The 26,549-nt window shown below is 37.5% G+C and carries 15 protein-coding genes; 3 read left to right on the forward strand and 12 right to left on the reverse strand.

What is annotated here, in order from left to right; all coding sequences use genetic code 11:
- Window positions 1-2 precede the first annotated feature (2 nt).
- A complete protein-coding gene (gene addA / locus ACFIML_RS02195) occupies window positions 3-3,479 on the forward strand; it encodes a double-strand break repair helicase AddA (RefSeq protein ID WP_375687279.1) in 3,477 nt (1,158 codons plus the stop codon).
- 177 nt (window positions 3,480-3,656) lie between these two features.
- Complete coding sequence (gene trxA, locus ACFIML_RS02200) at window positions 3,657-3,980, forward strand: thioredoxin (protein ID WP_375606117.1); 324 nt, start codon at window positions 3,657-3,659, stop codon at window positions 3,978-3,980.
- A 668-nt stretch (window positions 3,981-4,648) separates the two neighbouring features.
- Here the strand turns inward: trxA and tsaE are convergent.
- The 11 genes from tsaE to gyrB all read right to left on the reverse strand — a co-directional run bounded on the left by tsaE (window position 4,649) and on the right by gyrB (window position 23,089).
- A complete protein-coding gene (gene tsaE, locus ACFIML_RS02205; RefSeq protein ID WP_375606118.1) occupies window positions 4,649-5,119 on the reverse strand; it encodes a tRNA (adenosine(37)-N6)-threonylcarbamoyltransferase complex ATPase subunit type 1 TsaE in 471 nt (156 codons plus the stop codon).
- A 51-nt stretch (window positions 5,120-5,170) separates the two neighbouring features.
- A complete protein-coding gene (locus ACFIML_RS02210) occupies window positions 5,171-7,636 on the reverse strand; it encodes an ATP-binding protein (protein WP_375606119.1) in 2,466 nt (821 codons plus the stop codon).
- 34 nt (window positions 7,637-7,670) lie between these two features.
- Window positions 7,671-9,068, reverse strand: a complete 1,398-nt coding sequence (gene ahcY, locus ACFIML_RS02215; RefSeq protein ID WP_375606120.1) for an adenosylhomocysteinase — start codon at window positions 9,066-9,068, stop codon at window positions 7,671-7,673.
- A 713-nt stretch (window positions 9,069-9,781) separates the two neighbouring features.
- Complete coding sequence (locus tag ACFIML_RS02220; RefSeq protein WP_375606121.1) at window positions 9,782-10,780, reverse strand: complex I NDUFA9 subunit family protein; 999 nt, start codon at window positions 10,778-10,780, stop codon at window positions 9,782-9,784.
- Between the two features lie 44 nt (window positions 10,781-10,824).
- Window positions 10,825-12,144 carry a bifunctional folylpolyglutamate synthase/dihydrofolate synthase gene (locus ACFIML_RS02225; RefSeq protein ID WP_375614328.1) on the reverse strand — a complete coding sequence of 440 codons (1,320 nt, stop codon included), beginning with the start codon at window positions 12,142-12,144 and terminating at the stop codon, window positions 10,825-10,827.
- A gap of 4 nt (window positions 12,145-12,148) precedes the next feature.
- Window positions 12,149-13,069 carry an acetyl-CoA carboxylase, carboxyltransferase subunit beta gene (accD, locus tag ACFIML_RS02230; protein ID WP_375606123.1) on the reverse strand — a complete coding sequence of 307 codons (921 nt, stop codon included), beginning with the start codon at window positions 13,067-13,069 and terminating at the stop codon, window positions 12,149-12,151.
- A 1,007-nt stretch (window positions 13,070-14,076) separates the two neighbouring features.
- On the reverse strand, window positions 14,077-14,796 hold the full coding sequence (locus tag ACFIML_RS02235; RefSeq protein ID WP_375608984.1) for a sulfate transporter family protein: 720 nt from the start codon (window positions 14,794-14,796) through the stop codon (window positions 14,077-14,079).
- A 1,879-nt stretch (window positions 14,797-16,675) separates the two neighbouring features.
- A complete protein-coding gene (gene coaBC, locus ACFIML_RS02240) occupies window positions 16,676-18,097 on the reverse strand; it encodes a bifunctional phosphopantothenoylcysteine decarboxylase/phosphopantothenate--cysteine ligase CoaBC (protein WP_375606125.1) in 1,422 nt (473 codons plus the stop codon).
- Window positions 18,098-18,166: 69 nt separating this feature from the next.
- Window positions 18,167-19,753: a 2-polyprenylphenol 6-hydroxylase gene (ubiB, locus tag ACFIML_RS02245; RefSeq protein ID WP_375614325.1), complete on the reverse strand. Its 1,587-nt coding sequence runs from the start codon at window positions 19,751-19,753 to the stop codon at window positions 18,167-18,169.
- A gap of 2 nt (window positions 19,754-19,755) precedes the next feature.
- Window positions 19,756-20,538 (reverse strand): bifunctional demethylmenaquinone methyltransferase/2-methoxy-6-polyprenyl-1,4-benzoquinol methylase UbiE, encoded by a 783-nt coding sequence (gene ubiE, locus ACFIML_RS02250; RefSeq protein WP_375606127.1) that lies wholly within the window; start codon window positions 20,536-20,538, stop codon window positions 19,756-19,758.
- A 118-nt stretch (window positions 20,539-20,656) separates the two neighbouring features.
- Window positions 20,657-23,089 (reverse strand): DNA topoisomerase (ATP-hydrolyzing) subunit B, encoded by a 2,433-nt coding sequence (gene gyrB, locus ACFIML_RS02255; protein ID WP_375614324.1) that lies wholly within the window; start codon window positions 23,087-23,089, stop codon window positions 20,657-20,659.
- Window positions 23,090-23,994: 905 nt separating this feature from the next.
- Here gyrB and ACFIML_RS02260 point away from each other — a divergent pair.
- Window positions 23,995-24,900: a transporter substrate-binding domain-containing protein gene (locus tag ACFIML_RS02260; RefSeq protein ID WP_375606129.1), complete on the forward strand. Its 906-nt coding sequence runs from the start codon at window positions 23,995-23,997 to the stop codon at window positions 24,898-24,900.
- A gap of 11 nt (window positions 24,901-24,911) precedes the next feature.
- On the opposite strand, the gene ACFIML_RS02265 is transcribed toward ACFIML_RS02260, so the two are convergent.
- A complete protein-coding gene (locus ACFIML_RS02265; protein WP_375606130.1) occupies window positions 24,912-26,444 on the reverse strand; it encodes a YifB family Mg chelatase-like AAA ATPase in 1,533 nt (510 codons plus the stop codon).
- Between the last annotated feature and the right edge of the window lie 105 nt (window positions 26,445-26,549).

Here is a 26,549-nt window from a genome sequence, read left to right on the forward strand (position 1 = left end):
TCATGACGTTTTTTTCTATTCCTGAAGCCGCTCTTGATGCACAAGCAACAGCAACACATCCCCAAAAAAACGTGTGGGTTTCTGCAAATGCAGGATCTGGAAAAACCCATGTTCTAACCGAACGTGTTATCCGTTTGCTTTTAAACGGTACGCCTCCAGCACGTATTTTATGCCTTACTTACACGAGAGCCGCCGCTGCTGTTATGCAATCACGAATTTTTCGCACACTCTCCAGCTGGAATGAACTCGATGATGCGCAGCTTAAAGAAATCTTATCGAAGTTTGAAAACAAACCTATCAGTGCAACAAAAATAACCTATGCGCGCCAACTCTTTGCTCGTGCTTTAGAAACACCTGGTGGTTTGAAAATACAGACTATTCACGCATTTTGCGAATCTCTCTTGCATCAATTTATGCTAGAAGCCAATATTGCTGGACATTTCGAACTCATAGATGATGTCAACCGCAAGAAATTACTACAAGAAGCTCGCTGCCAACTTTTGAAGCATCATGATGTACAACCCGCTCTAAAACAGCTGCTTAAGGTTATCAGTGAACATACTTTTAACCAATTGCTGTATGAAGCAGCTGAAAAGCAACATAAACTGTCTGATTTTTTGTCTTCTCTTCTGTCTGAAAATGGAGAAGAAAAATTGCGTGCGCTTTTTAACTTAGCGCCCGATGAAACAACCCAATACCTATTGGAACAAATGCAACAGATTGCGCGCCTTCCTGTTTATGCTCTTAATCATTGTGAAATCAATGGCAGTCAAAGCTTCAAGGATATGGTGGCAAAACTTTCCCAATTAGAAGAGGTACATGATGAGACAAATATTCTCAATAGTATTTCTGATATTTATTTTACAACAAAAGGTGAGCCACGGAATTTCTCAAATTTATCTCGTAAAAAATCAGACGAAATTTGGCCTTTTATTCAACAAATGCTTGAAGATAAACAAAGCGAGCTTTCTATTCTTTTAGAGAAATATCAATGCGCAAAAGTTGCGACCCTCAATATGGCGGCTTTTCAGCTTTGTGCCCTTTATCTCAAAATTTATGCAAATTTAAAAAAAACCAATGGTTTTTTAAACTTTGATGATCTCATTGAGCGCACACTCCATTTATTGCAACGTGAAGGTGCAAGCCAATGGGTGCACTATAAACTTGATAAGGGTCTTGATCATATTTTGCTTGATGAAGCACAAGATACGAACCCTGATCAATGGAAAATTATTCAATTTTTAGCGCAAGAATTTTTTACAGGTCATAGTCAACGTGACAATATACGTACTCTTTTTGCTGTTGGAGATGAAAAACAGTCTATTTATTCCTTTCAGGGCGCTGCACCAGAAAATTTTGCTGCAAATGGGAAAATTATTCAAAAAAAAGCACAACAAGCAAAGCAGAAATTCGAAAAAATACAACTGCATTACTCTTTTCGCTCTACAGCAGATGTTCTTAAAAGCGTTGATCTTGTTTTTGAAACACCAGAAAATTATAAAGGGCTTTCGGCAGAAAATACAAAAACCGTACACGAAGCTATCCGTACTCACAGTCCAGGTGAAGTTATTTTATGGGATGCTATTTCTAAAGAAAAAGACGAATTTCCTGATGATTGGCATGTAACTGTTGATCATTTAGATACACCAGCAGTACGTTTGGCAGAAAAAGTTGCTGAAACTATTGCAGGCTGGTTACAAAAAGGAGAAATGCTTCCAGCAAAAGGGCGGTTATTGCGTGCTAGTGATATTATGGTTTTGGTTCGTAAGCGTGATCAATTTGCCCTAGCGCTTTCTCGTGCCCTTAAACAACGCAATATACCTGTCGCTGGTGCAGACCGTTTACAGCTTATAAAACATATGAGCGTGCGTGATTTAATGGCACTCGGACGTTTTGTTTTGCAACCACAAGACGATTTGTCTCTTGCTTGTGTTTTAAAAAGTCCACTCTTTGCGCTTAGCGAAGAGGAACTTTATCAACTTGCCGCTCACCGTACAGGCTCTCTTTGGAAAAGCCTTTGTGAGCAGGCATCGTCGCATATTCCTTTTAAAGATGCTTTTGAAAGCTTGAGTCAATATCGTACTTTAGTGGATAAAATACCAGTCTTCGAATTCTATAGCCATATTCTGAATAATGATAAGGGAAGACAAAAAATTTTAGCGCGCTTAGGCTCGGAAGCCAATGATGTGCTTGATGCTTTTATGGACTACACACTCGCGATTCAAAAAACGGGGTTACCAGGATTACAAGCTTTTTTGGAAACATTAAGTGTCAGTGAACCAGAAATTAAACGTGAGTTTGACCAAAACCATGAAGAAATTCGCATCATGACTGTTCATGCTGCAAAAGGACTGGAAGCTTCCGTTGTATTTCTGGTTGATCCTGGTAGTGCAATCTGGCATCCTCAGCATTCACCTCACTTGCTTGAAGTTCCCTTGAACAATGCACATTTGAGTGATCAACAAGCTTTTATCTGGTGCCCTAATGCAGAATTCGATACAATGCCCTCTAAACAAGCAATTTTGCGTTTAAAAGAGCGTGCAGAAGAAGAATATAGGCGCCTTCTTTATGTAGGAATGACACGCGCTGAAGATCGCTTGTTTATTTGTGGATATAAAAGTCAGAAAACGCCATCTCATACATGGTTACAATTGGTAAAAAAAGCTCTTGAACCTCATGCGGTTTCTATAAAAGGCCCTGCGGAAGATATTGCAGCTTGGCGTTATTGCATTACACCGCCTTCTTCTACTTCTATAATCCCCGAAATCGCCTGTTCTGAATGCCAAACTTTACCGCCTTTGCCTGCTTTTTTCTCTCATAAAGTACCAGCAGAACCAATTCTCCCAAAACCGTTAAAACCCTCAGTAGCGAGCCTTTCTATTGAAGCTGATACAGAACCTTCCTCAAGTCCAAAACAATTTACTATTTCACCTGTTTTAGGAGAAACGAACACAAACAGAGCTTTTTCCATTGAATACGGTAATCTCATTCACCGATTGTTACAATATTTACCCGATTGTCCCCCACAAAAACGTCGAGATTATGCTCAAAACTATCTCAATATCAAAGCCTCTCATTGGCATGAGAGCCAAAGAGAAGATGCTCTTTGCCATATTTGGAAAATATTAGATCATGTTTATCTCAACCCCCTTTTTTCTGAGCATTCACGTGCTGAGGTTTCCTTAATGGGCATTGTAAAAATTCGTGGAAAAGAACAAGTAATCTCTGGTCAAATTGACCGTCTCTACATCACGCAAAACAGCATTATCTTTGCCGATTTTAAAACGGGAACCCCACCAGAAAATGAAGCCGCTATTGCTTCCCATCATTGGTTGCAAATGGCTCTTTATCGAAAATTATTGCAAGCTATTCATCCCGATAAAGATATACAAGCTCTGCTTATCTATAGTAAAGAAGCCAAAATTTTCAAACTTTCTCCAGAAAAACTTGAGGCATTTCTTAGTGAAGTTGCCTTATAAGTTAGTCTTTTCCTTGCAAAGCATTTTTACACTTTATTTACTTTCATAAAATCGCTCAAACAAACACAACGCACAATCTCTGATGTAAAAAAGTCCTTTAATAATTTATCTTTGCAATAACTTGATATGAATTGTTATTATACCAATCTATAAAAAGTGAATATAAAGGATAAATCAATGACGTGTATAAAAGTTGATAAGGATAATTTCGAAAGTGAAGTTCTAACCTCTTCCACCCCTGTTGTGGTTGATTTTTGGGCAGAATGGTGTGGCCCTTGCAAAGTGATTGCTCCAATTTTGGATGAAATTTCAATAGAAATGCAAAATCAAGTTAAAATTGCTAAGGTAAATATTGATGAAAATCCGGAACTGGCTACCCAATACGGAGTACGTTCTATCCCTACATTACTAATGTTTAAAAATGGAAATATTTCATCGAATATGGTTGGCGCTACCTCTAAAGGACGTCTTTCTGAGTGGATAAAAAATGGCCTTAGTTAATGCCATACACAGTAACGATAAAGGAGAGAAATTTTAGTCTCTCCTTTTGATTTTTTTACATTCCTTTTCTGTAATACATTGTAATAGCAATTCAATTAAATCAAAAATTCAAATGATTTTAAGAATCCACACTGTTATACGTAATTCAATAGATCATTTTTTATCAAAAAATTGTCCTGTATGAACAATGTAGGCAATTCCTTGTTTATATGCGTGCCAACGAATATTTAAGTGAATGATATTTTCTTCTTAGATAAGACTATTGAGATAGATAGTGCTTTCAACACATAAAAGGAGATTTTAAGCAAAAACTTTGCAAATTACTTTTTTGAAGCTCACAATTTTTAAGCAGAAAGAAACAAGCAATTCACTACAGGTTATATAATGCTCTTCTAAAGGGTTACCACTTCAATTTAAAATTCTCTTATACTATTCTCTAAAATCAAAATTGTAGGTATCAGATTCTCTAAAATAAATTGATGAATTCCTATAAATTAACGACTGTTCTTTGCAATTTATGTCATTGTTATATGAAAGAGTCAGCATTTCACTTCATCTTCCATGGTTGGTGCCTCCATTGAAGCCTTCTTTATGTTGTCCATCATCTCAAATTTCATAGGTAGTACTGAGGTATTATCAAATTAAAAATGATGATGTCCATGTTTTTTTTAAAATGTACGAATTGCGAAAGACTGTTGCAAACATTCAATGGAATGTTGCGCTGATTTAACTGTTACATGACGCCCATGTTCTTTATAATGTAAGGTGAGTGCAAAAGTGGCAAGCTCTAAAAGAGCTGTATTTCTTTCTGGCCATTCAACAAGTAAAATATTTTTCTCACGAGTTTCATGAAGCCCTAATTCATCAATTTCTTCTGCCATAGAAAGGCGATAAAGATCAGCATGAATAATTTCAAACTTTGGAAGTTGATAGCTTTGCACAAGAGTAAAAGTAGGGCTTGGAACATCCATAGTGTTATCGTTCGCAAGTGTTTGAATGATTGTACGTGCAATGGTTGACTTTCCAGTTCCAAGATCTCCTTGCAGCGTTACAAGATCTCCTGGCTTTAAAGAAAGAGCTAAATTTTGTGAAAAAAGCTTTGTTGCCTCTTCATTTTCAAGAAAAAAACTAAAATTCATTAAAAGTTCCATGAAATGGATGAAAAATTTTTGTTATCATAAAGGTTAAAATTAAAAAATCGTATCTCCTTTGGAGAGTGGGAAAAAACATTTAACTGTTGTTCCTTTTCCAGAACCGGTAAGAATTTCAACATGTCCACCGTGTAGTTCAACGAAACTTTTTACAAGGGAAAGGCCAAGACCCGCTCCCGCACGCCCACCATGGTGTGAATGGGAAGAAAAACGTTTAAAAATACGATCAAGGACATCTTCTGGGATGTCAGAGCCCTGATTGTGAACGCTAAAGACAATGTTATCATCTTGTTCATCAACGCAAAATTCAATAGTACTCGCCTCCGTTGCAAAATTAATAGCATTACTCAGGACATTCACAAAAATTTGATGCAAGCGCTTTTCATCAGCAGAAATAGAATTTAAGGAAGGAGAAATTTGTTGTAAAAGCGTAATATGACGTCCATTAAGGCGATCTTCTACACGTGCTACTGCTTGTATCATAGCATCGGCAATGTTAACCGATTTTATGTCCAACTCCATAATGCCTGCATCAAGGGTAGCAAGATCAAGAATATCGTTAACAATATTTAAAAGAGTTCCTGATTCTGAATGAATGTGTTCAAGATATTCTTGTTGACGTTCATTGATAGAACCGAAAATTTGATCACGTAAAATATCGGAAAATCCAATAATATTGGTGAGAGGTGTGCGTAATTCATAAGAAACATGTTGGACAAATTCATTACGCAAACGATCAGCACTTTCTAATGCTTCATTTTTTTCTTGAAGAGCACGCGCAACATGGACAGTGTCCGTAACATTCACAAAAGTAAGCATCGTTTGTCCATTAGGAAGAGGGACCAGAGTATAGTCAATAATCATATCATTTTTAAGATCTATACGACCTGAAAATGTTTCACGTTTTTCAGCAAAACCGGTAATGAACTTGGTAAATTGATCCCATTCTTGCCCCAAGGTTAAGGCTGAACAATGGCTTTGTAACTGTGTAATATGGGTTCCTTCTACCAGTAAATTATAAGGAAGAGACCACAATTTCGACAAGGCAGGATTCGATAAGCGAAGGCGTCCATCAGTACCAAAAACGACCACACCTTCAGAAAGTTTATCAAGTGTTTCACCTTGTATTTTAATAAGTGTATTATAACGGCGCTCAAGATCAATTTTTTCGGTAAGGTTTTCGTAAAGCCAAGTGACACCTCCTTGTGGATGAGGGTTCGAGACAACACGCACCGTACGCCCATCTGGAAGATTCCAAATTTGTTGGTTCGATTCTGTTTGCCAATAGGCTTTTAAAAGTTCTTCTTTCCATGCGCGCCAATCAGGGTGTTCAGCAATGAGCCCCTTTTCACGTAAACGTTCAAGAAACAATGTATGGCTTGGTTCACTTTCTAAAAAAGAACTCTCCAACGGCCATAAAATTTTGAAAGCGTGATTACAGAATTTTAATTTTTGGTTTGTATCAAAAATGGCTACAGCTGTTGAAATTTGGTCAAGTGTTTCACAATGACTTTGAAGAACATATCTTAATTCATGAGCAAGATTTTCATAGGCGCTGTCATCACGTGCAAAAGCTGCCATCCCTTCAGCTGTTGTAATACGTGTGAGATGAAAACGGTGCCGTTCTCCACCAATAACCGTATGAACATGTTCTTGAAAAATTGTTTCTGTTTCATCTGTTTTGCGTTGTGTATTTTCATTGAAAAGATCCCCCACGTCATCACTGTCTTCACGAAAGTCTGTCATTTCTCTAAAGGCGCGATTGATAAAACAAACTTTTCCTTCACAATCTTTTATCCATACGGGCTCTTGAATAAGATCAAGAAGATTACGCTGCATTCTCAGTTCAGTAAGAAGGCGGGCGATATCTTTCTGTAAACGAGCATTTTCACTCTGTTGTTTTGAGATATCTTGAAAACGAGCAATGGCGACTGTTCCTGCGATGACTCCTGTAACTTGTAGCAGTACATTGTTTGTGGTGGTGATAGAAAGATCAAAAGGGTGACATTTACAACGGAGTTGAGTCAATGCATAATCAAGTTCTCGCAGAGAATTTTCTTCAACCCAGAGCTCAAAACGCTGAAAATCTTTCTGATCGATTCCTATTTTTTGCAATGTGGAAAGAGCACCAACAACATGGGGTAAGGTTGTTGGATTTTCCCAAATAAGAAGGAATTGCTCGGTTTCTTCCAGAAGCCATTCATAATATTTAAGTTTTTCAGAAAAATTTGCCTGAATTATCTTCAAAGGCTTCTGTGCAGTTTTTTTTGCACGCACGGTAACAGCTATACATGAGAGAAGTGAAGCACAAGAAATTCCTCCACACAGCGCTAAAAGCAGCCATGGACCATTCGGCAAAGTGAAGAAAAATGGTAAATAACCTTCCAATGACTGAGAAAAAGCGCATGTTGGAGAAAAAAAGAAAAAAAGGCAAAGTATATACGTATAGATTCGGATCTCTTTTTGAGTTTTTTCTTTGGGGTTATAGTCACCAAAGCTGAGCACGACATCTTTCCCTTTTTTAACCCAAGGAAACGTATTAGTAACGGTAATGGTTTGGTTTATAAGGTCCTTGTGGTGAGACTCCAATATAAGCGGCTTGTTCTTCTGATAAAACACTTAATTTTATTCCTAACCGATCCAGATGTAGACGTGCAACCTTTTCATCAAGATGTTTAGGCAAAACAGTGACTTCATTTGTATAGTGTTCTGTACGGGTAAAAAGTTCAATTTGCGCTAAAACTTGATTGGTAAACGAAGCTGACATGACAAAAGAGGGATGCCCCGTCGCATTGCCGAGGTTTAACAATCGTCCTTCAGAGAGCAAAATGATGCGTTTTCCATCGGGAAAGGTGATCATATCAACTTGTGGTTTAATATTCGTCCATGGCAAATTTCTAAGGGCAGCGACTTGGATTTCGTTATCAAAATGACCAATATTTCCAAGAATACACATATCCTTTACTTGTCGCATATGATCTAAACGAACAACATCTTTATTGCCTGTTGTCGTGATGATAATATCAGCACTGGAAGCAGCATCATCCAAATTAACAACTTCATAGCCATCCATAGCGGCTTGAAGAGCGCAGATAGGATCAATTTCTGTTACTTTAACACGAGCCCCAGCACCAGAAAGAGATGCTGCTGAACCTTTTCCTACATCACCATAACCACAGACAATGGCAGTTTTACCAGCGATCATCACATCTGTTCCACGTCGAATACCATCGACCAATGATTCTTTACATCCATATTTATTATCAAACTTTGATTTAGTGACGCTATCATTAACATTAATAGCAGGAAAAGGTAGAAGTCCTTCTTTTTGTAACTGATAAAGACGGTTTACACCTGTTGTGGTTTCTTCGCTTACACCTTTAATTGCTGCGCGCTGTTGTGTAAAAAAACCTGGCGTTGCATCCATACGCTTTTGTATTTGTTTGAAAAAAATTTCTTCTTCTTCTGTTTTGGGATGCGATAAAATATCTTTATTTTGTTCTGCACGACTTCCCATTAAAATATAGTTTGTGGCGTCAGCTCCATCATCTAAAATAAGATTGGAAGGATTACCATCTGGCCATTGGAAGATTGCATCTATATAAGTCCAATATTCTTCCAATGTTTCACCCTTAACGGCAAATACAGGAATGCCAGTTGCGGCGATAGCTGCTGCTGCATGGTCTTGCGTAGAAAAAATATTGCTAGAGCTCCATCGTATATCGGCGCCAATTGCTTTTAATGTTTCAATTAAAACAGCTGTTTGAATTGTCATATGCAATGAGCCAGAAATACGCGCTCCGCGCAAAGGTTGGCTGGAAGAAAACTCCTTACGACAAGCCATCAAACCAGGCATTTCAGTTTCAGCAATATCAAGTTCTTTACGACCATAAGCGGCAAGTGCAATATCTTTGACAACAAAATCTTGAGCTGCCATTCTTCATTCCTTTAAAATAATTTTTTCCAAGACGGTAGGAGAAATTAAAAAAAAATGCAAGACAAGAAGAGGACTTCTTTATGTGAAAAAGCTCTTTTAAAATCTCCATAAATTTGTGCAACAAATATGCATTTATGGATCTGAGTAGTGATGTTACTGACAGAGTAGGAGATCTTCATGATAAGTTTTATTATATAAACAAAATTCTATCCTTTTCACGTAACTTTAAAGCTTTTAAAAGTTTCCAGAGGGAATACCTTTTAAATAATAAAAATGGTGCATTGCTTTACAGTTTTTATATCGATTTTTATGGGATAATATCGAAAGTAGTATACTCGTATTCTACTCACTTATGCGGTTTTTGAAAAAGGAAGAATTACTTTAATCTCATTATTAAGCTTTTTGGCAAAATAATATAAATGCAAAGCCATAGATTATCATGTTTATGGATAGGCAGTTCAGGATCGGTTCTTTAGGATTCCAATGTTGCACCTGCTCTTGGATAAAGACAGTTTATAAGAAGTGCTTTTCTCCTGTTTCCAACAGTTTTTATCAAAATACTATAGATGTGCGAGGAAACATGTTTTGTGATACTAAATGGAGCATTAAAAATGCAAAAACATCACTCTATTGAACACTCTGATTTTAAAACCGCTAACAACGCACTATGAATTATAAATCAAATAATTAACTCAGTTTTAGAAGAATTTATTCTAGACGAGTAGGTTTTGGGAAAATTGACCATGTGGACGAAATCGCCAGAGATAACTTGGCAAGAATGCAGTCATTGCTCTAGGAGTAATTCCTACTCCTTCTAGAGTATATCCATTCTCTATAGCTTCTTTAGAAACAATGTTATCCATTTGCAAAAAGCGTATTTGATTGGCTGTTACGAGCGTTGGCACAAGAGGCAACTTACCAATCGTTCCTAAAACTCCTCCAATCAATAGACCGACAGAAAGAGGCATAGATAGGATTGTTTTTTTACGATGAATGATTTTAAGTATATTTTCAAGAGCATTTTGGAGGGTGATAATCTGGGGACCACCAAGATCATATTTTTTTCCCCAAGCTACCTGTCCATCTAAAGCACGTGCGATAAACTCAGCAACGTCACCAACATATACGGGTTGCAATTTGCTTTTCCCACCTCCAAAAAGAGGCATAATTGGTAAAAAACGTGACAAATCTGCTAAGGTATTAAAGAAACAATCTTCTGGTCCAAAGATAATGGATGGACGTATAATAATTGCCTGAGGATTCTTGTTATGAATGATTTGTTCACCCATAAACTTAACACGTGCATAAAGACATGCAGTGTTTTCGCTAGCCACAAGAGTCGACATATAGATGAGAGGAATACCAGCTTCTACTGTTAATTCAGCAACATTGTAAGCACCATCAATTTGTGTGCTTTTAAAATTCGATTGATTTGCTTGTTTTAAGCTACCGGGTAAAAACACTGCTGCATCAGCTCCAAGCAATGCGCGTGCAACAGAGGCACGATGCTTGATATCTGTTTTAAGCATTTGGGTTTGTCCTACTTCTCCTATTTGTAGCATGTAATAAGCTTTTTGTGGACAACGAACAGCGATGCGAACGCGATATCCCCGCTTAGTCAAAGTTTCAACGACATGTCGTCCTACAAAACCGGATCCGCCAAAAACAGTAATGAGTTTAGGATGTTGATAAAGTGCACAATCAAGTTGCATGATTAAAAGGTCTATCTTTCAAAGCTTTAAAAATAGCTAATTATCTAGCACGGTGGTGTTTTATTGTCACGCAAAATATCACCCGCAAGATAAAGAGAACCACTAATAAGGACAATAGCCTCTTTATATTCCATTTTAATTTTATACAAAGCATCTTGTAGATGTGCTTGTGGAGTAGCAAAGATTCCTGCTTTTTGGGCTGATTCAGCTAAGTTTATTGGAGAGAGACTGGCGTCATTGTTAATAAGCGGTATCGTATATACTTTATCGACAAGGTTTGCTAAAGGACGAAAATAACCGACAGCATCTTTGGTATTAAGCATGCCAGCAATCATAATAATGGGACGATCTGTTTTTTTTCTCCATTGTGTAAGTTCTGCCGCAATAACTTTTCCTGCAGCAGGATTGTGACCACCATCTAACCATAAATCAATATCAGGAGATAGTTGATCAACCAAAAGCCCTTGGGTAAGACGCTGCATTCGTGCGGGCCAATAAATATTCTTCAAAGCGTCATTTATGGTTTGTTCTGAAAGTTGAAAACCCGCTTGATAAACTGCTTCAAGAGATGCACCAGCATTAGCAATTTGGTGGTCTCCAATAAGGTTAGGAAGAGGAAGGTCCATGAGACCTTGATGGTTTTGAAAAACCATACGTCCATGTTCTTTATAGCTTTGATAATCTTGATCAAAGAGAGCATAAGATGCTTTATTTTTATCGGCAAGGGGTATTAAAGTAGCAAGAGTTTCTTCATAATTCTGCTTTCCGATGACCACTGGAACGTTTGGTTTTATAATCCCCCCTTTTTGAAAAGCGATTTGAGCAATTGTGTTTCCAAGAAAATTCTCATGATCATAATCAATGGGCATAATAAGCGATACAGCTGTTTTGTTAACGACATTGGTAGCATCAAAACGTCCTCCCAATCCAACTTCTAAAATAACAACATCAGCTGGATGTATACTAAACAGCATAAAGGCAGCGGCTGTAAAAATTTCAAAAATAGTAATCGGCTCTTGACGATTTACTTTTATAATTTCACGGATTGTCTCAGCCAATTGGTTTTCTGTAACAAGTTGACCACCTCCTTTTTGACCTAACCGGCAGCGTTCATTCCAGTTGACGAGATGAGGTGAGCTATAAACATGAACGCAGTATCCTTCACTTTCCAAAAGAGCACGACAAATTGCGGAGGCAGATCCTTTGCCATTTGTTCCAGCGATGTGAATAACAGGTGGAAGTTTTAAATGTGGATTACCAAGACGCTCTAAAAGGTGAACAATACGCTCTAAAGAAAGATCAAATTTTTTCGGATAATTTTTTAGTAAATCATCCACCACCCTTTGTATTTGACTCTGTTGCATAAACTTAAGCTGCTTTTGTCCTAGAAAGCGATGTTTGAGAGTCTGTTGGGGATGGATCGGAAGGGTTAAAAACAGCAGGGCGTTTCATCATCAAGCGTAAAATACGCGCAATTGTTGTTTTCATTTCTAAACGCGATACAACCATATCAATCATACCATGTTCAAGCAGATATTCACTACTTTGAAACCCTTCTGGTAGGGTTTCACGTATCGTTTGTTGAATCACACGTGGACCAGCAAAACCAATCATAGCGCCAGGTTCGGCAATGTGAATATCACCAAGCATGGCGTAAGAAGCAGTAACACCACCGGTGGTTGGATTAGTCAGCACAACAATATAGGGAAGTTTTGCTTCTTTCAACATTTCAATCGCTACTGTTGTACGGGGCATTTGCATCAATGAGAGTGTTCCTTCTTGCATGCGTGCACCACCAGAAGCAGTAAAAAGAACCAAAGGGCATCTTTCGGCAATGGCAGTATCAAAAGCTTTGATAATAGCTTCTCCTGAGGCCATACCGAGTGATCCCCCCATAAAGGCGAAATCTTGAACGGTTGCAATAATTGGCAAACCCTCAATCGTACCGCGTGCACTCAAAATATTGTCCTCAACACCGAGTTTAGAACGGTACTCTTTTAACCGATCAATATAGCGTTTTTCGTCGCGAAACTTTAAAGGGTCTGTCACAACTTTTGGATTTTCAAGAGCTGTATAAATACCATCATCAAAAAAATGCATGAGACGATTTTTGGCACTGATACGCATATGATAGCCAGAATTAGGAGCCACAAATTGATTAGCTTCCAAATCTTTATGGAAGATCATTTCACCACTGGTAGGATCTTTAATCCATAGATTTTCTGGAATTTCACGGCGTCCCAATATAGAATTAATTTTAGGGCGAACATAATTTGTAATCCAGTTCATCTTTATAACCTTCCTTTAAAATATTATACACCTTTTGCATGATTTGAAAGAATATAGAATTTAAGCAGTCACATTTGCTTTGCCGGCTGACCAAACGAGTCTATTTAATACTTTTATCAGTATACGTATAGCTCTCACTCCACTGTTTTTTAATTTTTCCAATTTTACAACAATCATATGCATGAAGAGTATTTCCTATAACAAACTTCTCAGAAGTTTTAAGAACTGACATGTTTTTATTTTTACTTTGGTATTAAAATTTACTCCTTGCGATGGTTAACAAACGCCTTATTTTCTTTTAATAAAAATGGATATCCAATTAATCATTCGTATCAACAATTTTTAAATCAAGAAACCTTATAATATAAGCCACACTCATTCCATTAAAGATAATGACTATGATAATGTTATGTTAGCGAAACGCCAACACCAGAGCAATATTTTTTCAGAATGGTTTTTCAAAGCGCACGCTTTTCACATAAAATAGAACGTCAAAAACAAAATATTGTTCTTGTTATGTATTCACGCGTTGCTAGATTTAACAGTCTCAATATTCCCAAAACTCTCTTATGACGGTACCCATGAAGAGTATAATAATCATTTCTCTATGAAGGGTATCTCTATGAAGGGTATAAAATACATTATGCTCTCCATTTTTACTGAAATATAAGGTAGAAAGCGGCACCATAATACTCTTTTTCAGTTTTCAATGCGACGATAATGTTTGCATTGAGAGGATTCATATAAAGATATTTCACGCCTTTTTGAAAGTACTTTTATCCGCATACCACCTTCATTTATGATACATAAACAAACGATTTCAATTGATCCAATATGAATAGGATTAAAATGAGAAACCCTCATGATATTTAGGTTTTTCACTCATATTGTGAAACAATAAATTATCATTATAAATCAATATATTGCTTTAATAAAAGAGAAAGCATAAAATTTTATATTATGCTTTCTTTGGCTGGCAAGTTTTATTAACCTTAAAGTCAAGGAAACTATTTTTGTGTAATGCGTGCCATGGTCTTTTGGGAAAGCATTTTGTGTAAATATGTCATAAAGGCGGCTGCAAAAAGCGGTGTTGCTAAATTAAGAATTGGAATCGAAACAAAAAGCGCTATCAATAATCCTGCACCAAAAACCGTTGTGTAATGAGTATGTAAAAAAGTACGTGCATCTTGCTCTGTTCGAAAACGATAAGCAGCAAACAAGAAATATTCATGACCGAGCAAATAACCATTAATAAGATAAAAAGCAATTAAATTAATACCTGGTATGAAGAATAAAATAAAAGCAATTCCATTACCAAGAAGGCTTAAAATAACAAATTTAAAGGAAATGATAAGAGAACGCTGAAACGGCAAAGCTTGTCCAATAGGCTCATTTGGGTAATCCTCTTTTTCAATGATTTCAGCAGCAGAATCAATGAAAAAACCACCAATCATAGCGGTGATTGGTGCAATCAAAAAAGCTAACAAAAGAGCCAAACCAAGATTAAAAATGATAAGCATGCTAAAACCAATCCATCCCGCCCAACTAGGGAGTCCAGGAAGAAATTGAGCAATCCAGGGCCAAAAGTAAGACACAAAAAGTTGGTGCACACATAACCATAAAATGGTGAGAATGAAAAAAGTAACCCCCAATGCTTTCAGTATCATAATACGATATTGCGAGGTCAGAAGACGTTGTAAAGCACGATAAGCAGCAGTAAAAATCATAGATTAATAAACTAAGGAAAGAAGCAAAAAAAACAAGAAATATATTTAAAGTATGTACAGTGTAATTTTTTCTTTCTTTGAATTACAAGATTTTTTTCAAAAACATTATAAAAAACGGATAAGGCTCCTTTATTTAAAATAAAGTTTGAATAAATAGAAATTTTGATTTTTAAAACAAAGAAGAATTTAAAAAGCAGCTGTTGTAGAAGAAGTTTTTATTATTTTTGTACATAGTGTAGATTATTGCGTTTATATGATATATGTAAAAAATTAAGGAATAAGAACTTTGGGGAGGAAAGTTATTTACTTCTATTTATTCAGTAGATTTATCTAACTTAGTTTATTTAAGTGCTTAATTGTTTTACACAATTCCTAAAATTCTGTACTTTTCTACTATTTGGCAGCATGTTTTTGCCTCTCGCTTTCAAAAAAATATTGAGTTCAATGGAATAGGGGTAACGTAGTAGCTCCGTAGATATTCTAATTTTGGGCAACAGAATGATTAATATGATAGAAGTGGAAAAAATAAGCTTAGGCGATTGACCGTCCGATTCCATGGAAGAGCAGTTTTTTGAGAAGAAGCAAAGAAAGGGAGATGTCACTGATGCTTAAAAATGATGAGATTTTGAATTTTAAAAGCCATAAGTGCAATGAAGTAAGAATTCATTGAAGCACTTTTCATACAAGTGGTGCACTGTATCAAATAATTTTTAGATAATAACACCATTAATTTATGAAGAGAATTGATCATTTTCAACTTGAATAAGAATCCAAAATATAGAAATATTCTTTAATTTCAAAGTCTCTATTCAACATCAAAAAATTATTTACGTGCACATTATAGGCGAGACCAATGTATGGGTACAAAGCTTTCGATAAAAGAATAAAAATGCTTCTCATGAATCGTCACAATGTGAGGATATCATGGATAAAATTCTAGTCTTTGTGGTCTTGGTATGCTGGAGAGAGGAGACAGACATTTAATCTTAAAGACCGATCACTGAGGAAAATAATAAAAGCGTCAGTTTCATAAACTTATAGACAGTGGTACAATGAATTTTGTCTACACTCTTTATGAGCGTCAGTGTGAGGTATGCTTAAAATTGCATTGAGATATTATAATATATTAATTTATACATCATTTTCATAGTGAATAAGAGCTTCAAATAAAGTTGTCATATTTTCTCATGAGCTGTTCTCATCATGAAACAATCAAAATCATTTATTCGTATATCATAAATAGGACCAATATGGGGATAAAAACATTGAAGAGAGAAAATGCTTTTTATAAATTTTATCCAGTGCAAGAGCTTTCTCAAAATTAATGTTAGGCAAAGTGAATGATAGCTTGTTTTTTTATAAGCTGGGGAGACAGTAGTGCAATAGATCCTACTTTTATGAAGGCTAGAGTGAGATGTGATTTTTTTAAAAAATATTTTCCAACGCTTGTCACACCCATTTCGCAACAGCGCTTGTGAATGGTCTATGGGTAAAGCTCTCGTGAATAATATAAAACTTATAGGGCATCACTATACTCTTAATAAAAAGAGTACGTTGGTGCCATCATCCTTAGTGTTGTCCGAGACAAGCTCTTGGTTCTTGAGACGGTCCATTATAAGCGCTTTTAGTTCTTTCTTAAACGTTTTGTATTCATACAGTTATCCTTGTTTAAAACGTGCAAGAAAATGATTTTTATTGATTCAATATGAGAGAGATTGGGAATGAGAGAATCTTACGATGTCTGGGATTCTAATTTAATATGAACAATGCTAGGTTATCATTATAAATCAAAAATATTATATACTAATTGAGATGGATAGACACCTATTATCAGTTCTATTTTATAAGGTGTTTTAATATCAACGCGTTTGAAGAGTTCTTATTTGCAAAGGGGTATATTTTTCTCATGAGGAGTAGATGTTTGGGGGGCAAAAAATGATACAATCACGTTTGCTAATTTTTGCGCTACGTGTTGTTTACTCATATGAGGCCATTGTTCAACTTTTTTTCTACTTACGAGATAAACTTGATTTGTATCAGAACCCATGACACTTGTACCATCTACTTGAAGAGAAATATCATTAGCAAGAATGAAATCAGCTCCTTTTTCAACGCATTTCTTTTGCGCATTAGCAATAATATCGCATGTTTCAGCAGCAAAACCAATGACCAATGAGGGGCGTTTTGGAGCGTGTCCAATCGTTGCTAAAATGTCAGGATTTTCAACCATTTGAAGGGATGGTGGTGTTTTATGAGCATCCTTTTTAATTTTGTGTAAAGATTGGGTTTGACTACGCCAGTCACAAACAGCGGCAACAAAGATGGCACCATCAGCAGGCAATGCGGTTTGAACGGCTTTTAACATCTGTTGTGCTGTTTCAACATGAATTGTTTTTACTTCTTGTGGGTCTGCAAGATGAACAGGTCCACAAATAAGTGTTACTTTTGCACCCAAATGTGCAAGAGCGGTTGCAATGGCATGACCTTGTTTACCTGAGGACCGATTAGCAAGATAACGTACTGGATCAATTGGTTCATGGGTAGGGCCAGAGGTAACGATGAAATGGCGGTCAAAGAGAGGTTTTTCATGCACGTTCAAAAGATTCTCTATAGCAGCGACAATAGTTAAAGGTTCGCTCATACGTCCATATCCAATCTCGTCACGTTCAGCCATATTTCCGATTTCTGGTCCGATGATATGAACGCCATCTGCGTGCAATTGTGCAACATTACGAATAGTTGCTGGATGCACCCACATGGCTGGATTCATGGCGGGTGCAATCAAGAGTGGACAGCGTGCTGCTAAAAGGACACAATCAGCCAGATCATCTCCTATGCCATTGGCTATTTTTGCAATGCGGTTGGCTGTAGCAGGAGCTAAAATAATCAGATCAGCATCACGTGCTAATCGGATATGTCCGATATCATGTTCTTCTTCGCGTGAAAATAAATCAGTATATACAGTACCACCGCTTAAAGCTTCAGCGGCTAAAGGCGTAATAAATTTTTGCGCCGCTTTTGTCATCACAACTTTTAAATCTGCTCCACGTTCTTGTAAACGGCGAATCAAATCAAGGGCTTTATAAGATGCAATACTTCCACCAATAATAAGAAGGAGAGATTTTGATTTCAATGATTGCACTTCAACAGCACTGGCATGAGAGGGGAGTGTGGTGTGAGTAGGGGGATTGCTTAAAAGACGGCGGGCTTCTTCTTCCATAGAAATACCATTTTGCGCGGCGCGTATGCGCAAAGCTTCTTTGGTTTCAAGAGACAGGTTACGAATAGTAATACTGGCCATAAAATACCTCCAAGAAGTAAAAATGATTTCAATGATTTCATTGTTGATATTTTTAGCATATTAAGGAGATTAGAAAAGATGAAAAAAGTAAAAAGTAAGACAAGCGCAACAAAGTGCAATGATGAAAAGACTATAACGACCATAACGGTTTCTGTGACTTTGTTCCACAGCAAGTTGTTTGAGGGTAGCAGGAGAAAGATTAAAACCTGTTTTTCTCATTTGATTGAAATCTTCTTCTATTCGTTGGAAATTTTGAACCAATTGTGGTGTTTTGCGTGCCAGCGAAAGGAGAGCTTTTGCTCCTTCACTAAAGTCTTTTGCAACGCCTACGGGTCCTAAATTTTTACTAATCCATTCTTTGACAACGGGTTCAGAAGCTTTCCACATATTAAAAGTGGGGTCTAATGTACGGGCAACACCTTCCACGACAACCATTGTTTTTTGCAGCAATAAAAGTTCAGGTCGCGTTTGCATGTCAAATAATTCAGTGACTTCAAATAATAAAGTGAGCAATTTAGCCATGGAAATGCTTTGTGCTGATTGTCCGTGAATTGGTTCGCCAATAGCACGGTTGGCTTGCGCAAAGCTTTCGATATTATGGTGTGAAGGAACATAGCCGGCCTCAAAATGGGCACGTGCAACTCGATGGTAATCGCGGGTAATAAAGCCGTAAAGAATTTCAGCAAGGAAATGCTTTTCTTTTTTGCCAAGCCTTCCTGTAATGCCTAGATCAACAGCAACAATACATCCTTTTTCATCTACAAATAAATTACCAGGATGCATATCGGCGTGAAAAAAACCATCACGCAGTGTATGACGAAGAAAAGATTGAATAAGCGTAATAGCAAGCACCTTCAAATCAAAACCTGCTTCTTTGAGTTTGGAAGTTTCGGATATTCTTATACCATCAATCCATTCCATTGTAAGAACATTACGTCCTGTCCGTTCCCAGTCAATACGTGGAACCCGAAAGCCTGTATCATGTTGAATATTTTCAGCCATTTCAGATATAGCTGCTGCTTCTAAGCGTAAATCCATTTCAAGTCGTGTTGTTTGTGCTAAAGTATCCACCACACAAACAGGACGAAGCCTTCGAGAGGCAGGGATATAGCGCTCTTGTAAATGAGCAATGAGATAGAATCCTCTAAGATCTTTAGAAAAACGTGCTCTGATATTGGGACGAATAACTTTTACAGCACATTTTTTCTTATGGCCAGTTTCATCACTATATTCAGCTGGATGAACTTGAGCAATAGACGCGGCGGCAATGGGGGGATAAAAATTTACGAATAAATCATCAATAGAGCGACCAAGAGAACTTTCAATTTGAGCAATAGCGGCAGTGCAAGAAAATGTTTGGACGCGATCTTGTAGCTGTGACAAATCTTCCGCAATATCACGCCCAACAATATCAGGTCTTGTGGCAAGAAATTGACCAAGTTTTATGTAAGAGGGTCCAAGCTTATTAATGGCATATGAAATATTTTCAGATCGTTGTTTCTTTTTTGTTTTGCGTCGTGCTAATGCACTCGCTATACGATGACATAGCGCTGGAAATCCTTGAAGATCATCATGAGGGAGAGCACTTAAAACACCTTCACGTGTTAGAACCCATCCTGCACGCATCAATTGAAAGTAAGGGGAAATTTGCACCATTTTTAAATTTTCCAACCTGAATGCAGCGCTGCAATCGCACCGGTGAGATTGCGGTACGATACCCGCGAAAACCCCGCATGCTTGATCATATGGGCAAAATCATCTTGCTTAGGAAATTTGCGGATAGATTCAACCAAATAACGATAAGCATCGCCATCATTTGCGATAAATTGACCCAGCTTAGGGATAGCATGGAAAGACCAAAGATCATAAATTTTATCCAACAGAGGCATCTCGACATTTGAAAATTCTAAACATAAGAAACGTCCACCGGGCTTTAAGACACGAAAAGCTTCTCTAAGGGCTTGATCAATATGAGGAACATTGCGAATTCCAAAAGCAATCGTGTAAGCGTCAAAGCTTTGATCTTCAAAAGGTAGATGTTCTGCATTGGCTTCAACAAAATCAATCAGAGGGGCAAGACCATTTTTTTGTGCGCGTTTTTTACCAACGCTGAGCATTGAGCCATTAATATCAAGCACTGTAGCATGGGCTTTTTGGCGTGAAGCATTAAGAATACGAAAAGCAATATCACCTGTACCGCCAGCGACATCAAGAACTTTCCAATGAGAAAGTGCTGGTGGGGAAAGCCAAGCAATCATGGAATTTTTCCACACACGATGTAGCCCCAATGATAGGATATCATTCATCTTGTCATAATTTTCAGCGACAGAATGAAACACACCATCCACCATGGATTGTTTTTGTGTTTCATCTACTCTTGTAAAACCAAAAGAGTGCTCCATGCCACCCTTGGTTCCTACACGTTCTGTTTCAGCTGTCATATGGATGACCTTTCTTATTTTTCTTTTATCGTAAATGAAAGAGAGATGAAATGTTCAAATACGAAAAAACAACGTATAAAACTACGACGTTTACACAGCCAAAAACAGAAGAGTATCTTTAGATATCAAGATTGGCAACGCTTAAGGCATTGTCTTGAATAAAAATACGTCTAGGTTCAACTTCATCACCCATGAGACGAGAAAAGAGTGAATCTGCATCGGTTGCATCATTAATTTTTACTTGTAAAAGAGAACGTGCATTGGGATCAAGCGTTGTTTCCCAAAGTTGTTCAGCATTCATTTCCCCAAGACCTTTATAACGTTGAAGAGTAACACCTTTTTTACCGTTTGTAAAAATGCTCTCTAAAAGGCTCATAGGACCAAAAATACGCTCTGTTTTATCTTTGCGACGTAAAAGAACAGGAGGATGATATATGTCGATAAAATTTTGGGAAATGCGATCAATTTGGCGTGCGTCAGTTGAATTTATAAGTCCCACATCAAGCGTAACAACATCTTTAACACCACGTAAAATACGCTCAAAACATAAACTTCCATCTGCTGTATATTGTCCACTCCAACCTTGTTCCATATCATCAGCAATCAGATTAAGGCGGAGTGCTACAGTATCTGCTATTTTTTGCGCTTTTTCTTGTGTTGCAAAGACTTCAAGATTAAAAGCGCCAACAATTGCTGCTTGTTCAACAATATTACGGTCATAACGGGTATGAAGACCATTTAAAAGTTGACGTAATATACGAGCATCTTTAGCGAGTTGATACAAATCAGCTCCTGCACGAACTTCTCCCGTTGAAAGCTCAAGCGTTGTTTCTTCTAATCCAGTATCGATCAAGAATTCTTCAAACGCTGCTTCATTTTTAATATATTGGGAAGATTTTCCACGCGATACTTTATAAAGAGGAGGCTGAGCAATATAAAGATGTCCACGTTCAATCAACTCGGGCATTTGTCTAAAAAAGAAAGTGAGCAGCAGCGTACGAATATGGGCTCCATCAACGTCCGCATCTGTCATGATAATAATCTTATGATAACGTAATTTATCGGGTGAAAATTCATCCTTACCGATAGACGTTCCAAGAGCTGTAATAAGTGTTCCAATCATATCAGATGAGAGCATGCGGTCGAAACGTGCTCGTTCAACATTGAGGATTTTACCACGAAGGGGTAAAATTGCTTGATTTTGACGTGAGCGCCCACTTTTTGCTGAACCGCCAGCCGAATCCCCCTCGACAATAAAGATTTCTGATTTTGCGGGATCTCGTTCTTGGCAATCGGCAAGCTTTCCTGGTAGAGAAGTGATATCAAGCGCCCCTTTTCGTCTTGTGAGTTCACGTGCTTTGCGTGCTGCTTCACGTGCTGTTGCAGCTTCTACCACTTTACTAATGAGAAGTTTTGCTTCATGAGGATGTTCTTCCAGCCATATTGAAAGACCTTCATTGACCAAACTTTCAACAATAGGGCGCACTTCAGAAGAGACTAACTTATCCTTTGTTTGTGAAGAAAATTTTGGATCAGGAACTTTGACAGAAAGAATAGCTGTTAATCCTTCACGGCAGTCATCACCGGTTAAGTTCACTTTTTCTTTTTTAGCAATACCTGAAGATTCAGCATAGCCATTAATTTGGCGTGTAAGGGCACTTCTGAAACCTATCAAATGAGTTCCACCGTCACGCTGAGGGATATTATTGGTAAAACACAAGACCTTCTCATGATAGGAATCATTCCACCATAGGGCAACATCAACGCTCATACCATCCTTTTCACTTGTAATATAAATAGGAGTATCAAGCAGCGCTTTTTTTGATTGATCAATATATTTCACAAACTCTATTAATCCACCTTCATAATGCAATTCAACGGATTTAATATCAGCATGACGCTCGTCAACAAGAAGAATATAAACCCCAGAATTTAGAAAGGCTAATTCCCGTAAACGACGCTCTAAAGTTTCAAAATCAAACTCAACCATAGTAAAGGTTTCAGAGCTTGGTAAAAATCTAATTTCTGTTCCACTTTCTTGATCGCAATCGCCAACAACTTTTAATGGAGCATCAGCTACCCCGTGGGTAAATGATATTTCATGAATTTTACCATTGCGTTTGATTTGCAATTTAAGCCAAACAGAGAGTGCATTCACAACAGAGACGCCAACACCGTGTAATCCGCCTGAAACTTTATAAGAGTTTTGATCAAACTTTCCGCCGGCATGAAGCTGTGTCATAATAACTTCAGCTGCAGAAATACCTTCTGTTGGATGGATATCTGTCGGAATTCCACGTCCATTATCACGAACAGAACAAGAACCATCAGCATGGAGTGTGACGTTTACAAGAGTTGCATGACCGGCTAAAGCCTCATCGATAGCATTGTCTACAACTTCATAGACCATATGATGTAACCCCGATCCATCATCAGTGTCACCGATATACATCCCAGGACGTTTGCGTACAGCATCAAGACCTTTGAGAACTTTGATAGAAGCCGCATCATAGTCATGGCTTTGTGCCGGTGAGGTTATTTCATCACTCATAAGTTAGTCCATTCCTGTGTTCAATTTCAATATTTTATCCGCTTTTTTAAAGCTCAATGTTCTGATAAGTTATTTATGGAATAACCACATTAAACATTTACCGTATATCAGATCTAGATTCAATATCTGTCGATATATAATGGAAAGAATGATGAAATGATATGACACAATTATACAGTAAAATACCGTCATTTAGGGTGATAATATAAGACAAGTAAGCACCTCTTTGGTATATTTAAGTATTTTTACAGTGCGTGGTGAATATTCAGGGCAGGGCTTAAACGCCTTTAGTTAAGTGAATCACAATGAGAAGACTAAAGAAATTAAAAGCGTAATTTATCGAGAGAAGCTGACTGTTTACAGAACAACGTTGGTACGAATCCTTTTCCTTTAAAATTTGAGGACGAGGCCAATTATGCTTTACGTAAACTTTAAACGTAAATTTTAAAATTATGTAAAGAGTAGTATTATTGTTTATTTTTGCATATGCATAATATTTCAAAATTAGTTGTGCATCTTTATGTTACACTAACGAGACTTTTACTTTCTTACCTATAAATCAATCTTCAATCTTAATGAAGTTAATATTACGCGTTCTCTAAGTTTTTTAACTTTTTGTATGTTAAATTGAGGTGAGAATATTGTGTATATTTGTTTGTATTATTCCTGTCCATGGAGGTTACATTTCTTATTCAAAATAAAACGCTATTGTGCGGCTTATTCACGCAATTTTTTAAGAAGTATTTTCAATGGTTTCAAAAAAAATATATGAAAACTGTTAAATTTTTTAACAGTTTTAAAAAATAGCAAGAATTTTATTTATTAAACGCCAGATATTTTGGTGAAGTGCGTTAGATAATAATTAAGGAGAGTTGCATCTTAGTTTTGAAAATGGGGGAGAGATTTTGAAAATAAAAAAATCTATATATGTAAAACATCTTCAATTGCGTCTACGGTATCTTTTATTCAATAATCCATACAATATTTTTATTCGTATTTTATTTGTAGCAGGGGGGGTTCTATTTTCCTCTTACGCAGAAGCTGAAAGGCTGCCTTCTTTTTTTGATTCGCATGAACATTTGGTACAACCTGATACAACGGATATCTTTCGTTTGCGTTTTGTAACAACTTTTGATTTTCCTCCTTTTAATTTTCTTGATCAAACGGGGCATCTTGCAGGTTATAATATCGATTTATTGCGTGCTATTTGCTCAAAATTAGAATTAGAGAAGTTTTGTGAAGTAGAAGTTGTTCCTTGGAAAGAGCTTGTAGAACATGTTAACAATGGTGGTGCAGAAGTTATTATTGCAGGTTTAAAAGAAACAAATAAAACCCAGCAAGATCTTGTTTTTACAAAGCCATATTTGCGTTTTCCAGCGCGATTTGTTGCTACTCGACGTTTAAATCTCGATGAGCCAATAAGTGATCAATTGGTACATTTAACCAGTGGTGTTTTATCTAAAAGTGTTCACGAAAAGCTCTTTCATCACTATTTTCCTGAAGCCAAAGGACAAGAATTTAGAGGCAGGGCGGAGCTCTATAAAGCGTTACAGGAGCGTAAAATTGATCTTATTTTTGATGATGGATTTGCTTTATCTTTATGGCTAAACGATTCAAAAACCGCGAATTGCTGTCATTTTGTTGGGGGGGCATATATGGCGCCACAGTTATTGGGGCAAGGAATGCAGCTTGCTGTTGCAAAAAAGAATGAAAAATTGGTTGATATACTCAATTATGCGCTGAAATCTTTAGAAGAGGATGGTAAACTTACAGAACTTTATTTGCGTTATTTTCCAATAAGTTTTTATTGATGAGTAGTTTTTTAGTTAAGGGCTGTTAATCTTTCTGCGCCTAGTCGATAGGAAATAGCTTCTGCGAGATGATAGCGTGAAAGAGTATCTGATCCGTCAAGATCAGCAATTGTGCGTGCAACTTTGAGAATGCGATGATAAGCGCGTGCAGAGAGGTGCATTTTTTCACTCACATCTCGTAAGAGTATGGTCGCACTTTTATCAGGAATGGCAATCTGTTCTATAATTTTGGCAGGGCAATCGCCATTGGTACGAATATGATCAAACCCCATTGTTGAAAAACGTTTAGCTTGAATGGTACGGCACCGTGCGACGCGTTTGGCAACGTCGCAGCTTTTTTCTGATTGTTCTGGTTGCATAAGGTCCATAGCCGTCAAAGCAGGGACATCAATCCGTAAATCAATTCGGTCAAGCAGAGGACCAGAAATACGGGACTGATAATCGATTTGACAGCGTATCCCTTTAGGGCAAACATGGTCTTTTTCGCCTGCCATACCACAACGGCAAGGATTCATTGCGGCAATAAGTTGGAATCGAGCAGGATAGCTAATATGGTGATTAGCGCGGGCGATAACTGACTCCCCACTTTCTAAAGGTTGACGAAGAGAATCAAGAACCTGTGGAGAAAATTCAGGCAATTCATCAAGGAATAACACACCATTATGAGCAAGGGAGACCTCTCCCGGTCGTCCTTTAAGCCCTCCACCAATCATTGCGGCCATGGACGCAGAATGATGTGGGGAACGAAAGGGGCAATGAAGTGAAATGGTATTATGAACCGTTTCTCCTGTAATAGAAGCAATCAGAGAGACATCTAAAAGCTCACGGCTATCAAGAGGTGGCAAAATGGAAGGTAAGCGTTGCGCTAGCATAGATTTTCCAGCACCAGGGGGACCTACAAACAAAAGGTTATGGCGTCCAGCAGCACAAACTTCTAAGGCACGTTTGGCTGTTTTTTGTCCTTTGATTTCGCAAAGATCTGGAAGCTCAGTTTCGATAGTATATTGGCGCGGTTGTGGACGTTTTTGAATTTGGGTTCCTTTAAAATGGTTGACTATAGTGAGCAGAGTCTCTGGGGCAAGAATATTTATTTCTGCATTTGCCCATGCTGCCTCAGGTCCACATTGAAAAGGACAAATCAGTCCTTTATCGAGTGATAAAGCTGTCATGGCGGCTGGTAACACACCATGAACAGCGGTAAGTGAACCATCTAATGATAATTCTCCTAAAATGACATAGTCTTCTGCTACTTCAGGAGGGAGGATTTCCATAGCAAGCATTAAGCCTACGGCAATTGGCAAATCATAATGTGATCCCTCTTTAGGTAAATCAGCTGGTGCAAGATTAATCGTAATTCGTTTAGTAGGCATAGAAAGTCCACAAGCGTGGAGGGCTGCTTGTACACGTTCACGGCTTTCTGCAACTGCCTTATCAGCTAATCCAACAATAGCCATTCCTATTTTACCAGACGAAATCATAACCTGTACATCGACAGGGACTGCTTCTAGACCGCGAAAAGCAACAGTTGTAATACGTGCGATCATTTATTTATTTCCCCCCTTTAGACTTGGTAGAGACAATCATATCTATTTATAAAAATCAAGAAGCATCTCTATAGCTTTTTTTATAGAGAGAACTATATACGTGGG

This window comes from Bartonella sp. AC62GZZY, from assembly GCF_042196525.1.
In the GTDB taxonomy this organism is placed as follows: Bacteria; Pseudomonadota; Alphaproteobacteria; order Rhizobiales; family Rhizobiaceae; genus Bartonella.